The 14,674-nt window shown below is 31.2% G+C and carries 19 protein-coding genes and 1 pseudogene; all 20 read left to right on the top strand.

The window, feature by feature from the left end; translation table 11 throughout:
- Positions 1 to 40 precede the first annotated feature (40 nt).
- The 20 genes and pseudogenes from BC962_RS08705 (at position 41) to BC962_RS16340 (ending at position 14,659) form a co-directional block, all read left to right on the top strand.
- A complete protein-coding gene (locus BC962_RS08705; RefSeq protein WP_121345605.1) occupies positions 41 to 688 on the top strand; it encodes a Yip1 family protein in 648 nt (215 codons plus the stop codon).
- Between the two features lie 400 nt (positions 689 to 1,088).
- Positions 1,089 to 2,933, top strand: a complete 1,845-nt coding sequence (locus tag BC962_RS08700) for a helix-turn-helix domain-containing protein (RefSeq protein WP_121346047.1) — start codon at positions 1,089 to 1,091, stop codon at positions 2,931 to 2,933.
- Positions 2,934 to 3,116: 183 nt separating this feature from the next.
- The gene (locus BC962_RS08695; RefSeq protein ID WP_121345604.1) at positions 3,117 to 3,824 is read left to right on the top strand and encodes a DUF2927 domain-containing protein; all 708 of its coding nucleotides are present in this window, start codon (positions 3,117 to 3,119) and stop codon (positions 3,822 to 3,824) included.
- A gap of 378 nt (positions 3,825 to 4,202) precedes the next feature.
- A complete protein-coding gene (locus tag BC962_RS08690; RefSeq protein WP_121345603.1) occupies positions 4,203 to 5,159 on the top strand; it encodes a calcium/sodium antiporter in 957 nt (318 codons plus the stop codon).
- 203 nt (positions 5,160 to 5,362) lie between these two features.
- Positions 5,363 to 5,524 carry a hypothetical protein gene (locus BC962_RS16350; RefSeq protein WP_183075474.1) on the top strand — a complete coding sequence of 54 codons (162 nt, stop codon included), beginning with the start codon at positions 5,363 to 5,365 and terminating at the stop codon, positions 5,522 to 5,524.
- 226 nt (positions 5,525 to 5,750) lie between these two features.
- Positions 5,751 to 6,209 carry a hypothetical protein gene (locus BC962_RS08685; protein ID WP_121345602.1) on the top strand — a complete coding sequence of 153 codons (459 nt, stop codon included), beginning with the start codon at positions 5,751 to 5,753 and terminating at the stop codon, positions 6,207 to 6,209.
- Between the two features lie 273 nt (positions 6,210 to 6,482).
- A complete protein-coding gene (locus BC962_RS08680; protein WP_121345601.1) occupies positions 6,483 to 7,046 on the top strand; it encodes a hypothetical protein in 564 nt (187 codons plus the stop codon).
- An 85-nt stretch (positions 7,047 to 7,131) separates the two neighbouring features.
- Positions 7,132 to 7,308: a hypothetical protein gene (locus tag BC962_RS16345; RefSeq protein WP_183075473.1), complete on the top strand. Its 177-nt coding sequence runs from the start codon at positions 7,132 to 7,134 to the stop codon at positions 7,306 to 7,308.
- A gap of 76 nt (positions 7,309 to 7,384) precedes the next feature.
- Entirely contained in the window at positions 7,385 to 7,792 is a 408-nt protein-coding gene (locus BC962_RS08675) for a hypothetical protein (RefSeq protein ID WP_121345600.1), read from the top strand.
- A 47-nt stretch (positions 7,793 to 7,839) separates the two neighbouring features.
- The gene (locus BC962_RS08670) at positions 7,840 to 8,325 is read left to right on the top strand and encodes a hypothetical protein (protein ID WP_121345599.1); all 486 of its coding nucleotides are present in this window, start codon (positions 7,840 to 7,842) and stop codon (positions 8,323 to 8,325) included.
- 45 nt (positions 8,326 to 8,370) lie between these two features.
- Positions 8,371 to 9,036, top strand: a complete 666-nt coding sequence (locus BC962_RS08665; protein WP_121345598.1) for a porin family protein — start codon at positions 8,371 to 8,373, stop codon at positions 9,034 to 9,036.
- Positions 9,037 to 9,142: 106 nt separating this feature from the next.
- On the top strand, positions 9,143 to 9,709 hold the full coding sequence (locus BC962_RS08660; RefSeq protein WP_245984127.1) for a thioesterase family protein: 567 nt from the start codon (positions 9,143 to 9,145) through the stop codon (positions 9,707 to 9,709).
- 52 nt (positions 9,710 to 9,761) lie between these two features.
- Positions 9,762 to 10,163 (top strand): hypothetical protein, encoded by a 402-nt coding sequence (locus tag BC962_RS08655; RefSeq protein ID WP_121345597.1) that lies wholly within the window; start codon positions 9,762 to 9,764, stop codon positions 10,161 to 10,163.
- Positions 10,164 to 10,501: 338 nt separating this feature from the next.
- Complete coding sequence (locus BC962_RS08650; protein ID WP_121345596.1) at positions 10,502 to 10,945, top strand: hypothetical protein; 444 nt, start codon at positions 10,502 to 10,504, stop codon at positions 10,943 to 10,945.
- Positions 10,946 to 11,466: 521 nt separating this feature from the next.
- Positions 11,467 to 11,928, top strand: a complete 462-nt coding sequence (locus BC962_RS08645; RefSeq protein WP_121345595.1) for a hypothetical protein — start codon at positions 11,467 to 11,469, stop codon at positions 11,926 to 11,928.
- Positions 11,929 to 12,097: 169 nt separating this feature from the next.
- The gene (locus BC962_RS16575) at positions 12,098 to 12,343 is read left to right on the top strand and encodes a DUF5996 family protein (RefSeq protein WP_262674321.1); all 246 of its coding nucleotides are present in this window, start codon (positions 12,098 to 12,100) and stop codon (positions 12,341 to 12,343) included.
- A gap of 58 nt (positions 12,344 to 12,401) precedes the next feature.
- Positions 12,402 to 13,013 (top strand): annotated as a pseudogene (locus BC962_RS08640) (DUF5996 family protein); the annotation flags it as partial.
- Positions 13,014 to 13,052: 39 nt separating this feature from the next.
- Complete coding sequence (locus tag BC962_RS08635) at positions 13,053 to 13,574, top strand: GNAT family N-acetyltransferase (RefSeq protein ID WP_121345594.1); 522 nt, start codon at positions 13,053 to 13,055, stop codon at positions 13,572 to 13,574.
- A 234-nt stretch (positions 13,575 to 13,808) separates the two neighbouring features.
- Positions 13,809 to 14,258 carry a GNAT family N-acetyltransferase gene (locus tag BC962_RS08630; RefSeq protein WP_121346045.1) on the top strand — a complete coding sequence of 150 codons (450 nt, stop codon included), beginning with the start codon at positions 13,809 to 13,811 and terminating at the stop codon, positions 14,256 to 14,258.
- A 224-nt stretch (positions 14,259 to 14,482) separates the two neighbouring features.
- On the top strand, positions 14,483 to 14,659 hold the full coding sequence (locus BC962_RS16340; protein ID WP_183075472.1) for a hypothetical protein: 177 nt from the start codon (positions 14,483 to 14,485) through the stop codon (positions 14,657 to 14,659).
- The last annotated feature ends 15 nt before the right edge of the window (positions 14,660 to 14,674 follow it).

Genomic DNA, 14,674 nt, shown 5'->3' with positions numbered 1-14,674 from the left:
TACAAGCATGCTCATTTATTAATCGCTCATATTATAAAATTTGGAAAACACAGCTACTACACCAAATATAAATGCTTCCAATTTATGGAAGAATATTCTGTTTCATCCTACTGCAACTTTTAAATATATTTTTGAGAACCAACCTAAGAAGAGTGTTTTCATTTTCTTTGTATTTGGTGGAATGGCCAGCGGAGTGGGACGCTTATTAGATAGAAATTCCTTGGATGGGTCTGATGATCTTCCACAACTTCTAATCGTTTTATTAATAAGTGGAGCTCTGGGATGGATCTCCTATTATTTAGTTGCCTATTTCTTGAGCATCGCCGGGGATATCTTAAAAGGAAAAGCTAGTGTAGAAGATTTTAGAACAGTGATCGCTTGGGCTTTGGTGCCAACTATCTTTTCTTTAGCTGTGGTGATCCCACAATATCTCATTTATGGTGGAGGTTCTAATAATAGCGTATGGGAAAATGGATTTTCTATAGATAATACAGGACTAATACTTTTGTTCTTAATAGCCGCCATTCTTAAAATTTGGATGGTATTTATATTGGTAAAAGGAGTGGTTTTTATTCAAAAATTTTCTATTGGAAAAGCATTGATGAATGTTGTTTTACCTTTTGTGATCGTTGCTCTGTTTATTTTTGGTTTACTTGCTATTATAGGCGCGCTAGGAGGTTTTAACTAATGGCATTTCCTGATAGCTGAGGTAAATTAAAACACAGCTTTATTATTTAGCTGAAACCCTGAATTAATAAGTCTTAGCGTTATACTTTTAAAACAGATGAATTTGTAAGGGACGTTCCATGCAATAGCTAAAAAGTTGAATTTTTTGTTTTGCATGATATTTTAGGAAAACTATAATTATCAAGCATTTATATTGACACTTAATAAGTAAACTTGCACTTTTATTAGTAATAATAAATGTATTTTTGAAATATAGAAATTCCCGTTGCCCTACCTTCCAAGTAATTTCAGTTTATAATTTACATGTATTCTCCTAAGAATTTTAAGGGAACATGTATGAAGATGAATTTATAATACTTGTTGGCCTCCAATTGTCAACAATCAAATTAATCAACAATTATATGAAATTAGAGAAAATATTAGATAGACTAGGATCACTAGAAAAAAACTCATTTATCAAGATAATTGATAATATCATTTCCAAGAACCCTAAAAATGAGAAAGAAATTGATAAATTATTGAACTCATCAGATAAGGGTCTGAAATCGGTAGATAATCAGAATATCTCCACGATATTTAATTTAACATCTAATGAATTTCAAAAATATATAGAATGTGAATTTCAGGAAATCACCTCCCAATTAGATATTTTAATTGATATAATTATAAGAGATGGTAATTGTATTATGAAGCAAGATTGGTTTTCAAGATTGTATGATTCGGAAATAAAAAATCTTAAAAATAAAATCAAAATATTAAATTCAGATTTTGAAAATGATAAATCTGAATTAAGTGAAACGCGTAAAAGAGACTATAAAATATACAAGGCTTGTCTTCATACAGCTTATTATAATGATGTAGAAAACAATAGAGATTCGAAAGTTAGTTCAGATGAATTATCCATAATCCTTACTCTTTCAAAGCAACTTGGTCTTTCTCAGGAAGAAATAAAATTAATTAATTACTCCATATTACCTATCAAAAAAATTGAAATTCAAGAAGTAATCAAAGGTTTAAAAAACATTGGGGTGATTTTTTATTCTAACAAAGAAAACACTATTTATGTTGCAGATGAAATGGTAAGAGTTTTGAGAAAAATTCGCCAAAAAGAAGTTGCAGAAAAATTTTATCGCCGCACTTTAAAACTTTTGAGAGAGCCAATTATTAACCAAATTGCTAAAGACCACAATATTGATCGCAAATTAGACTATTCTCAAAAAATTGAAGGAATAATTAAAGAAGGAGTGTCCTTTACGAATCTTCTACTTGCTGGTATATATAAAACTGGAAGCACTTTAACAGAAAACAAAAAAACATTGAACGAACTGTGTGAGAAAGGTCTTGAAATTAAAAATTTGAGAGGCAGTACTCTTGAAGAAAAGATCAATAGTTTAATTGAGCATTTTGATTCTGTCGAAAAAGACGAAAAAGTAGGAATTTCATTGGATGGATTTGATAAGCTATTAACTGAATTGAATCAATCTTTACCGAAATTAAATAAACAAATTAAAGACCAATTTGAATTACAAGATGAATTCGTTCTAAAAGGTGAATTTTTATTGGAATATAATATCAAACCAAGAGACATTTTAGATTTAATATCAAAATCAGATTTAACCCTATTTATTAAAGAAAATGGAATTAGACAAAGGGGAGAAAATATTCTAAATATTTTAGAACATTATAAAGATGTAGAAAATTTATATCTAGAAAATTACATGAATGTTGGATACCGTAATCTTAATTTATTAAAAGAAAATGGAATAATAGTTAAGGAAAGTGAGCTTGGGATAAAATTCGAAGAATTAACAAAGGTGATTTTCAAAGGCCTTGGTTTTGATGTTGATGAGAAATTTAAAAATCAACTGAACACCAATAAGGATATGATCGATATTCTTATAAACTTAGGAAATAATGAAGTTATTATTGTGGAATGCAAGACAAGTAAAGAACGTGGTTATAATAAATTTAGTACGGTATCTCGACAATTAAAATCATATCAAAATTTAGCTTTAAAAAACAATTTAAGAATTGTAAAAATTCTACTTATAGCACCCGAATTTAGTGATGATTTTGTGACTGATTGTGAAATGGATACTGAAATGAATTTATCACTTGTAACAGCTCTGACTTTATCTAATATTTTTGAAGCTTTCAAAATATCCAAATATCAAGAATTTCCTCACGTATTATTTCGAGATATTTTAATCAACGAAGAGCGTATTTTAAAAGCATTGAATAAGTAATGGTGATTTTTTTTAAAAGTAGATAAATTCAAAATCCTATACGATCCTTTGAAAATTACTAATCATGATTACAATTAATAAACTGCTAAGCCTATAATCAGCAGCTAAAAAGACGCGTCTATATTCTACACTATTAACCTTAACCAATATACTTGGGATTATAAATAAAAAAGAAAATTAATAATGAAAACTACAATAATTAGCTTGATGCTTATTTTTACTTTTAGCATGACAATATACTCTCAATCTAGAAAGGAAGAGCAACTAAAAACAGATTATATTGAAAGCGCTTTTCTAGAATATGATACTAATAATCTTCCAATAATAAAATGGGAGAATAAAGACACTCTCAAAGTTCACATCGCTGGAGAGTTCGAATATATGTCTAAAAAAAGATGGGAAAAATATCTTAATAAAATTGAAGATCTCGTAAATATTAAAATTGTTGAGACAAAGAACATTGCCGAATCCGATATAAAAATCTTCTTCGGCGAGCTAGATGCCTACTTCGCAAATTATAAAGTTACAGCTCCAAAAAATGTAAATTTAACCAAATTTGATAACTGGAATAGTAGAAATTATAATAGCGAAAAACAACTTACTAATACCAGTTATTGTATTGTTCCTTCAAAAACCAGAGATTCAAAACGAGGCAGCTTCAACATAAAAAAAACGTTTCTTAAATCTTTAGGAATATTGGGGGAGTTGGAAAATGACTTTAGTATTTTGAATAGATACCAAACTGATAATAATACTCAATTATCTAAAAATGATAAAAGAATTATAAATATACATTATAACAATTCTATTAAAGCAGGAATGAATATGGACGAAATTAAGATCGCTCTTAATTCAATAGATATCCCAGCAATTCTAGAAGAGAAGTTTTAGTTGAAATTCCAAGTTCTGTAATTTGTATGCATTGCTTTAAAACCTTTTTTTTAGACAGAACGTAATATATAACTAAGCTAACAGACTGGATAGATTTAAAGATATAAGCAATTCCACAGTATCTAATTTATAGTCCTGAATAGATTTGCTCATAGGTAGCGCAGGGAAAGGGGCTGAAGAAAACACTTAGAAAAGTTACCAACGAAACAGAAAGATATTATCACCAAAATTGTTAATTAATTATTGTTGTATTGTATTAAAAAATCAGTGTTTTAGATGTTATTTGTATACATTTTAAAGCCTGCACTTAGATAACTTCTGTCACAAGTTCTAAGTGTCATGCAATTAGCAATGCTGTAATTAAGTAAATCTCATAATATGCTGATTTCTATTATTTTGATAATTTTGGGTTTTGCCTCCCTTATTTTTGGAGCGAATTGGTTAGTTGATGGCGCATCTTCTTTAGCCAAAAAGTATAAAGTATCCGATCTGGTAATTGGTTTAACCATCGTTGCTTTTGGAACTTCTGCTCCAGAATTAGTAGTAAATTCTATTGCTTCTATAAATGGATATCCAGATATTATCTTCGGAAATATTATTGGCAGCAACAATTTTAACTTGTTTATAATTTTAGGGATCGCAGGTTTGATCTATCCAATTTCTGTGCAGTCTTCCACTGTTTGGCGGGAAATTCCGATCTCCTTATTCGCAGTACTTATATTTTTTCTACTAGCGAATGACTTTTTTCTGAATGAAACTTCTTCTATTTCCAGAATCGACGGACTAATTTTACTATTGGGCTTTGCAGCCTTTTTGTATTATGTATTTAAGCAGATGAAAACAGAAGCGACCATAGAAATTTCTTATGTACCTCAATCTAATTATAAGATCTGGGGACTAATAATAATAGGTTTTGCAGGACTTGTAATTGGAGGCCAGTTGGTTGTAGATAATGGAATACAGATAGCTACAAGCTTAGGCGTTAGTGAGAAAATAATTGGTTTAACAATTATTGCCGCGGGAACCTCCTTACCAGAATTAGTAACCTCTATAGTAGCAGCTTCAAAGAAGAATAGCGATATAGCAATTGGTAATGTTATTGGTTCGAACATTTTTAATATTCTATTAATATTATCTGTAAGCTCCTTTATTAAACCAATTTCTTTCAATCCTAATTTTAATTTAGATATTGTTATTTTGATAGGTGGAACCTTGTTTTTATTTATGGCGATGTTTACAGGAAAAAGGAAGCAACTCGATAGATGGGAAGCTGGATTGTTACTAGGTTTTTATTTAATTTATACGATCTATCTGGTGTGGAGGGAAATACAATGAAATCTAATTCCAATCATTTCAGTGGAATAGTGGTCATTCTTCTGAAAAGTAATATTTTAGTGCCTAAGTAACAGCCAACAATGCCGAAATTTGGAAATGCCAAGATAAGCTGTCCTTAGTTACTAGCTTAAATCTATTCAGCATTAAATGAAGATATAGCTTGCTACTAAAAGTCTGATTAAAACTTTAAAAATATAATTTAAATGAATAAAATTAGAATTTTAGGCCTAATAAGTTTAGTAGTTGGATTAATAGGCATTTTCTTTTTAGAAAGATATGATCTTGAATTCCTTTTTGGAATATTAGCAGGAGCAGGAATTGGTTGGTTATTAACTGGAAGATTCATTGTTATGAATAGAAAATAAAAGGGATAGATCTAAAGTCCGATTGCAAAAAATATTGAAACAAGTTATTTCAAGACTTTATTTTCTGCCAGATCATAGAATTAATATTGCCTTAAAAGCGAGGATTTCTCGTTTAATTTAAGGAAGATCTCATATTGCTAAAACCCTGTATTGTAGAAATACAGTACTTATTAGTATTCATTAATATTAAGAAAGATTAAAATTTAAACAACCTAAATCTAAGACTATGAATCAACATTTAACCCAGCACAACAATGAGAATGAAAGTACGGTAATTAGTATTCCGCAGGAGTCTATTCACTTTTTTAAAGAAACAGGGAGATGGGCTAAACTACTGGCTATTTTAGGCTTTGTGTTTATAGGATTTATGGTAGTTGCAGCTTTTACCATGGGTACGATTATGACAGCTTTTGGAGGAGAAGTAGGTCAATTTCCATTTCAAGGAATCCTTATGGGGGCTATTTACTTATTTGTTGCCTTACTTTACTATTTCCCGGTAATGTATCTATTTAAATTTTCTAAAAATATCAAGCAAGCATTTATCACTATGGATTCTACCAGTTTCAATGCTGCTATTGGGAGCCTGAAATCTCACTATAAATTTATTGGAGTGCTTACTATTATCATGATGGCATTTTATGCAATGATGTTATTTGGATTAGTTGTCATGGCTATAGCCATGTAGTGAACTGGATTTGTTAAAAAGAAGGAATTTAAGTAGATTTTTTCACCTTCACTAACCCATACCGTTACAACACTAAACTTGGATTTGAAATGAAGTATTTATTAAAAATTCTATGATTTTCTGTAACATTTTCGGCTAAGCCCAACCAATACAACAAATATTAAGTACATAATCGCAATTTTATAAATTTTACTAGGTCGAAGCAAACTGTGCCAGCATGGCTTTGTTTTCATCGATCCCCCCTTTTTTTAATAGATCTAAATACAATACCCAATGAAAAAAACATTTTTAAGCCTCATCTTCTGTGGTTTATCCTTAATCGTAAAATCTCAAACTGCTAGTGTAGAACAATCTGTTTTCGAACTCCAAGCAGGATTCTTAGGAGCATGGGTACACAATGAATCTAAATTAAATAACTCCCTTGCCTTAAGAGGAGAATTAGGATTTGATACAGGGATCTGGGGAGGATCTTTTTATGACAAAACAGGGGTTGTATTTGTGCCGGTAATTACGGTAGAACCTCGCTGGTACTATAATCTTGAAAAAAGAGTTCAAAAAAACCGTCGTACAGATGGGAATAGTGGAAACTTTATCTCATTAAAAACCAGCTATCATCCAGACTGGTTCGTGATCTCAAATTATGATGACATTAATATAGTTAGTGATATCTCTATCGTACCAACCTGGGGAATCAGAAGGAATATTGGAAATCATTTTAATTACGAAACAGGAGTAGGAGTAGGCTATGTTTACTATTTTGCTAAGAATGCTGGATATTTAGAAAATGAAGGTGAGGTAGCTGTGAATTTGCATTTAAGAATTGGCTACAGATTTTAAACGGGTTTACTAAAACGGGTATTTATTGTAACAATAGTATCAAATCCCTACCAATGGACCGAGTGTTAAATAATAATAACTGAATATGGAGATTTTATTTTGGATAGTCTTGGCAGTTGCGGCCTATATAAGCATAAAACAGGCTAGATCTTCTAGATCCAGGAAACTATTTATAGGAATATATGCCTGCATATTTGTAATTGGGTTTTTATATAAATCTGGAGAAGCTTTTGGAACTGCCTTATACTATATAACTCATTAAGTAAATCCTAGCAGCTCCAAAACTGATTTTAGCATTAGAACAATGCAAAGATTTTAAATTTAAACATTAGCTATCTATGACCGATAAATTTTTGCCTAATTATTATAAAAAAATAATTATTTCCATAGCAGTGTTGTTAATATTATGTCTCACTTTTTCTAATCCCCTAGCAGATTTTTTCAAGTTAGATGAGAATATATTCAATTGGATATTAAAGGATCTTATACTTATATGTTTTACTGCTTTAATATTTACTCAAGAGAAAATGGAATCTCCTAGAATTCAGAAATTACGGATCAAAAAATTAGTGGAAGCTCTGGGATTTGGGGTAATAGTAGTGATCTATGATTCCTTATCGGCTATATTTTATTGGAGTGAATCTTTCGAAATGAAAAGCAGTTATGAGTTCCTTATCCTCATCATTTCTTACTATCATATAATCTTCTTTATAAGTAAGAATATTAAGCAGGTAAAAAGAGCTTAATTCAAATATTAAAAGTTTAGTTATACTGTTTCAAATAAAATATAACAATGAACAATTTTAAATTTTCCCTCTTAGTTGTTTTATTACTATTTGTTTTTTCGTCTTGTAGCAAAGACGACGATAATAAACTTTATAAAACCTATACCAGCGAAGATCTAAAGTTAATACATATGGATAGTTCTAAAATTTGGAAGTTAGAGGCTTATTATAATGCTTATCCAGATTTTCTACACAGCCAAAATGATTGCTATATAGACGAAACTTATATTTTTAAGACCGACGGAATAGTAGAAGTGATTGCTGGAACTGAAAATTGTTATTATGGAGATTCAGAAATTTCCGCTTCAGAATATACCTTTTACGAGGAAAGGGGATCGGTCTATTTATCCATGGTAAAAAGGAAAGTGTCTGGAGACATGGTTTCAAATTTGGTTTTTTCATTACCATTAATGGAATTAGAAGCAGATAGAATGCTATTTGCAGCTGGTGAAAAAGGGGGTTATGGAAGAAGCTTAGTTTTTGTAAGCGAATAAATACACTCTATTATAAATCTATATCTAATATTTAAAACCTGAAGAATGAAAGCTATTAGACTATCTGTAATACTATGTTTATTTTTTTTAACTCTTTCTGTTCACGCTCAGTCCAGCAAGCTTGATTTTGGGTTGAAAGCAGGTGCTAATTATTCTAAATTCACTCCGAACCCGCAATTTTATAATATAGAACTTGGAAAATATAAAGGTAAAGTGGGATATTATGTGGGTGGATTTTTAAATATTGAAGTTTCTGAAAAACTACAATTTCAACCCGAACTATTAATAGCAATGCAGGGAACTCGACTGCTTATTGAAGGTATCGAAACTCAAGATCCTGGCAACAGTCCTGTTGTTTCCGATTTTAGATCTAAAGTGAATGATCTTACAATAGTTCTTCCTCTTGAAGTAAGATATTTCTTCACCCAAGAATTCTTTGCAGAAGCAGGGCCTCAAATAGGATATATTGTAGATCGCACTTATAAAACCGAAACGGAGGTTTTAAATGATAACTTTCCTAATGAACGCGAAGATCCTAACAACCCAAATAATTTTGATTACGATAAATTTGAGATTGGTTTAAATCTAGGGACAGGTTATAATTTATCTGAAAAATTAACGATCTCCGCTCGATATTTCTTTGGTTTAAATGAAAGAGATAACAACTTAAAATCTTCAGTTATTAATTTAGGACTTGAGTTTAAACTTTAAAAAAAGTCGTATTACCGTCCTGAAATTGGGAGTAAAGTCCATCCCCTAGCATTATTATAATTAAGTCTGCAATCCATTTAAAATGGGTATTTTAGGGCTTAAACTAATGAATAGTACTAATATGATCTATTACTGGTATACTATCTTAAAGATATTAGTGCTCAGGAACTTTCAAACTTCTGTGAATTACGATGAAACTATAAGAAGGACCTTTAGAGTTGGACTTATGGATTGTGATGGCTTGCGGGTAATGACAGCTTCAAAATATGCAGTTTATATGGATTTTATACGTTGGGAACTAATTGCCAGATCTCAACTTTATAAAGCTATTGTAAAGCGAGGTCTGGCGCCTTCTTTAGGTTCTCAAAAGATCATTTATAGAAAACCCCTTAAAGTGTGGAGCAAGTTCGATGTAGTTTTAGAAAACGTGGGCTGGGATGAGAAATGGGTTTACTTAGTCCATAACTTCGAACAAAATAAGGAAGTAAAAGCGGTAGGCGTTGTTAGGGCTTTAATATGGAAAAAAGACATTCCAAGCGCACTTTCAGATATCATGAACGAGATAGGAGCGCCTTTGTCCAGAAAACCACCAGAATGGGTTTCAGAGATGTTCAAGGATGATAAGGAGATCATTAAAAGGAGTCAACTAGATTATATATCCCAAGAAATTTAGATTTTACGGATCTTAGAAATTCAACAGATAATTAAAAATTAAACCTAATAGCATGACTGAAAAACTAATACGCAAGGGCTTTATTGCCGCAGGATTAATGAATATTGTCGCAGTTTTAACTTTTTCTAGGTTTTTTACTAATGAAGTTATTCCCGAGACAGACCCTGTGGTGATGTCCAACTTCGGATTACTTATGATTGTAGTTTGGGGTTTTGCATATTTAGGGACAGCAGCTAATTACAAAAACGTGAAATGGGTAGTAGGAACTTTTGTAATCGAAAAGTTGATCTACGTAATTGCATGGGGTAAATGGATTGGCAGTAATGATATAAGCGCGGTATACGATAAAGACCTATTTGCAGGGATTTTCTTCTCGGTTTATGGGATTAACGATTTTATATTTTTCGTCTTTTTTATCATGGTGTTCTATAAACTTTTAAGAAATAAGAACTAAGAAAATAATTGGTTCCCTAAATAGAAAAAGGAACAGGCTACTATTAACACTTAAATTGACTAAGAAATATGAATAAACTTATAATAATTGGCATCATAGTCCTTCTTTCTGGAATCGCGGCTCACTACTTAATAGAAACTACAGAACACGGGTTTTGGATCGGGGCACTAATGGGTGCTGGCGGGGTGCTTATAATTACTGGCATCTCCAAACAGTTTGGTTAAAGTTATTATCATAGATTTCTATACTTTTTACCTATTTTTGCCACCTCAAAAAGCTACCAGTTTCTTTTCAAAATGATCAATATTTGGTAAGCTATATTTCTTTTAAATAGACACATGAACAATCTGGCAGAAAATAACACCCCAACCAAGAAGATCTATAAGGACAGAGCCATTTGGATAGGATCCTTTGTAGGTGGGCCATTAATTGCCGGGTATTTTATCGCAGAAAATTATAAGGCCTTAAATGAGCCTGAAAACGCGAAACTCACGTGGACCTATACCATCCCCTCAATTATTTTCATATTTTCTTTAGCCTTGCTTCTTGCTAGATTCGAGAATTTCCCCGCTTTGGTTATTCCGCTAGCCTATACCACCGGAGCTTATCTTTTTTCAAAATATTATCAAGGTCCTGGGATCCAAGCACATTTGGAAGCTGGTGGTGAGGAATTTGGATGGGGAAGAATTATCGGGATTTCATTGCTGGGCTTAGTATTGACCTTTGTAATGATGTTTGTGTTTTTACTTATTATAAGTGGTTTGGGGATCTTACCGGTATAATTAATCTGGATTGTTCTATTACTTTAATTTAAATGGATTTAAATAATCCTTGTAAGAAGATTTTGATCTTTTTCTAACTATTAGAACCTCTTTATAAGCATGATAACTCTCGAATAGAAAATATTATTAATAGTACTTATCTTAATAATAGATGTGTATTGTTGTTAAAAATGCAAAATTGTTAATAATTATAGAATCTTTTTTTCTGATTTCGAATAGTTCAATAGTTTATTTTAATATGTTTGATAATGTTATCAAGTAGCATTATCATAAATAACTCCTTCTTTAAATGGGATTTTTATGAATTTAGGAATATCCTTTTAAAATTTAATACCTAGTTAGTTTTTATAACTCTCTGAAGCTTACAGGAATTAAAATATAATGATGAAAATTTGGTCATATTAAACTAAAAAAAGAAATTTAAGCAGTAACAAAAATTAAAAGAGACGTCTTATAAATAATTAAAGCAATGATGAGTTCCCTACAATTTATTTGCATTTACAGTGATAAAATTTTAGAGTATGGAACTAGAAGGCTTAAAGAAGCGCTGTTTTTTTGAAAAGAAAAAAGCGATAAGTAAGGAATATGAGTTGCTTGAAGATCTTGTTCAAGAATTACAAAGCAGAGAGTTACCGCCGGAAGTAGTGGTGGATTTAAATGAAGAGATCTTCAGATTAAATGCTGTTATAGATAATCACTTAAAATTATACTTCTACATTAAATTGGTTAAAAAGAAGGTCTTAAAAAAACTTATAAAAGATCTAGAGATCGTTCCTAAGAATTACTATCGCAATCTTTGGTTAGCTCTTGGGATGTGTGTGTTTGGGCTCCCTTTAGGGATTGTATTATCTACTATTTTAGATAATATATCGGCTATAGCAATGGGGCTTCCAATTGGTCTAGCGATTGGTGTTTTTGTAGGCTCTGAAATGGATAAAAGAGCCCAAGAAAATAACAGACAATTAGAACTTGAAATTAATTAATTAAAATTCCAGTTCGTAAGAATTTAGAGTCCTTCTAAACTGGGAATGCTGTCTATTTAAAAGATAGATATTTCTATGGCCTTAGTTTTCTGAAAATATAGTCTTAAATTAGAGTTCCTAATAATTAATCGTATGATTATTAGGTTTTTAAAGCTTTAATATTGACGTTATGAAAAAAGAAAATTGGCCAGTGCTCTCTTACCAAGATGCAAAAAGAACTTATGAAACCATACATTTATGGACCCAGATCGCTGGGAAAGTGAAACTCACACAAATGCCTTGGATCAATCATTCTTGGCATACTACTTTATTTGTGAATCCACGCGGACTAACAACTGGAGATATACCCTCAGAGAATAAACACTTTCAGATAAATTTCGATTTTATAGATCATGAGTTACAAGTAATAACCTGATGGAGAGAACAGTTCTTTTAGTTTAAAGAATTTATCTGTAGCTGGGTGTTATAATAATGTAATGGAATGTCTAAAAGAATTTGGGATCGAGGTGAAAATCAATAAAACTCCCAGCGAAATGGTAGATCCATTGCCATTTGATAAAGATGATAATCATAAGGAATACGATCCTGTACATGCCTCTAATTGGCACAGAGTTTTATTAAATGTAGATGAAGTATTTAATAAATTTCGTTCAGAATTTATAGGGAAATCGAGCCCTGTACATTTCTTCTGGGGCAGTTTCGATCTAGCAGTTTCTCGTTTTTCTGGAAAAGAGGCTCCAAAACATCCTGGAGGGATTCCTAATTTACCAGATTGGGTGGCACAAGAAGCCTATTCTCATGAAGTGAGTAGCAGCGGCTTTTGGCCAGGAAGCGAAATCTTGCCTTTTGCAGCATTTTATAATTATATCTATCCAGAACCTAAAGGTTTTAATGCTACGCATATAAGACCTAAAAACGGATATTATTTCAAGGACATGGGAGAATTTATTTTGCCATATAGTAATGTGCAACAATCTGAAGATCCAGCTAAAACGTTATTAGCTTTTTTACATAGTACTTATAACAATGCCGCAGATCTTGCAAATTGGAATAGGAAAGTCCTGGAAAAACAAGTTGTGAGCTAAACATTAAATTCTCGACCTTTAGCTGATGAAAATTTTTATATGAATCAAGACATCACTTACCATACAGAGCGGTTATCCTTAAGATTGTCTACTTTAGAGGATGCTGCTTTTATGCTTGAGTTACTGAATACTCCTAAATGGCTTCAATTTATTGGAGATAGAAATATTAGAAGTAAAGAAGATGCTGAAGCTTATATCCAGAATAACATACTTCCAGTTATTAAAAAATATGGTTTCGGTAACTTTACGGTAATTAGGAAATCGGATAATTCAAAAATTGGTTGTTGCGGATTATATGATAGGGAAGGAGTAGAAGGCATAGATATAGGCTTTGCATTTTTACCTGAATATGAAAACCAAGGTTATGCTTTGGAAAGTGCTTTTAAAATCAAGGAGCTTGCTTTAAAAGAGTTCAGACTAGATAGGCTAAGCGCTATAACTAATAAGAAAAATATAGGCTCTCAAAAATTATTGGAAAAGCTAGATCTTGAATATAAGAAGGAGATCAGCCTGCCAAATAGTAAAGAACCGATTTTACTTTATAAATGGGAAGCAAATTAAAATGAAGTATCTATTTAAGAAGTGCTTATAATGAATAGATATCTAAAGATCTGGAGAGACAATCTTTAGCAAGTGTTCTTCTAGCAACTAGATTATATTTCAACTTATTACCAGGTCAAGTCCATGAAAATGCATAGCATTTGGCGACATATAACACTTTTGAAAAGATATTTAAAAATAATAGCAAAGCCATAGAGAATAAAATTAAAAATGTTTTTCTCTTAAATTAAAATGATGATAAGATTAATAAGAACTACCTCTGAGGATCCGGATTTTGTGGCATTGAATATATTGTTAGATAATGAATTAACGATTAGAGATGGCGAAGAACATGAGTTCTTTGATCAATACAATAAAATTGATTCTATCAAAAATATTGTATTGGCATATTTTAAAGGAAAAGCTGTGGGTTGTGGGGCAATTAAGAATTTTGATAAAGACAAAATTGAAATAAAACGAATGTTTGTTTTACCAGAAGGACGCGGAAATAAAATAGCATCTCAAATTCTTACAGAATTGGAGACCTGGGCTAAAGAATTAGGTTATAAGCAGTGTATCTTGGAAACAGGAATTAGTTTTAAAGATGCGATTGGACTTTATCATAATGCGAAATATAAAATTTCTGAAAACTATGGACAATATGCGGGGGTGAAAAGCAGCGTGTGTTTTAGTAAAGTTCTTTAAGTAATAAATACATTTTGTTAGCTCAAATAAATAAACTAATTTAGACATCGATTCACGAATGCCCTTCCTTCGAGATTAATTTAAAAGGACGAATTTTTAAAATTCGCTAATTTAATATATAGATCTCCCTAAGTATAAATTTATTACCCCAGATTTATTAAATGATCTAATAGTATTAATTAAAGGTTTAACCAATACCCTTTTATTATATTATTTAAACGATTATGAAAAAGTTTTTCAAGAATAAATTTCACATTTTTATAGGACTGTTCCTAGGCTGCATATTTGGATTATTCTTGGGATTTGCCATTGGAGGTATAATTGGAATCCCAGTATTAGGAATTGTTACAGGAATAAGTTCTGGAGCAATTTGCGGTAGCCTAATGGCGATGTTCGTCTAAGAATTCTCAAATATT

Origin of the sequence: Gillisia mitskevichiae (assembly GCF_003634585.1) — a bacterium.
GTDB classification, from domain to species: domain Bacteria; phylum Bacteroidota; class Bacteroidia; order Flavobacteriales; family Flavobacteriaceae; genus Gillisia; species Gillisia mitskevichiae.
Note: the sequence above shows the minus strand (reverse complement) of the source record. Positions and strands in the feature narration are given on the sequence as shown.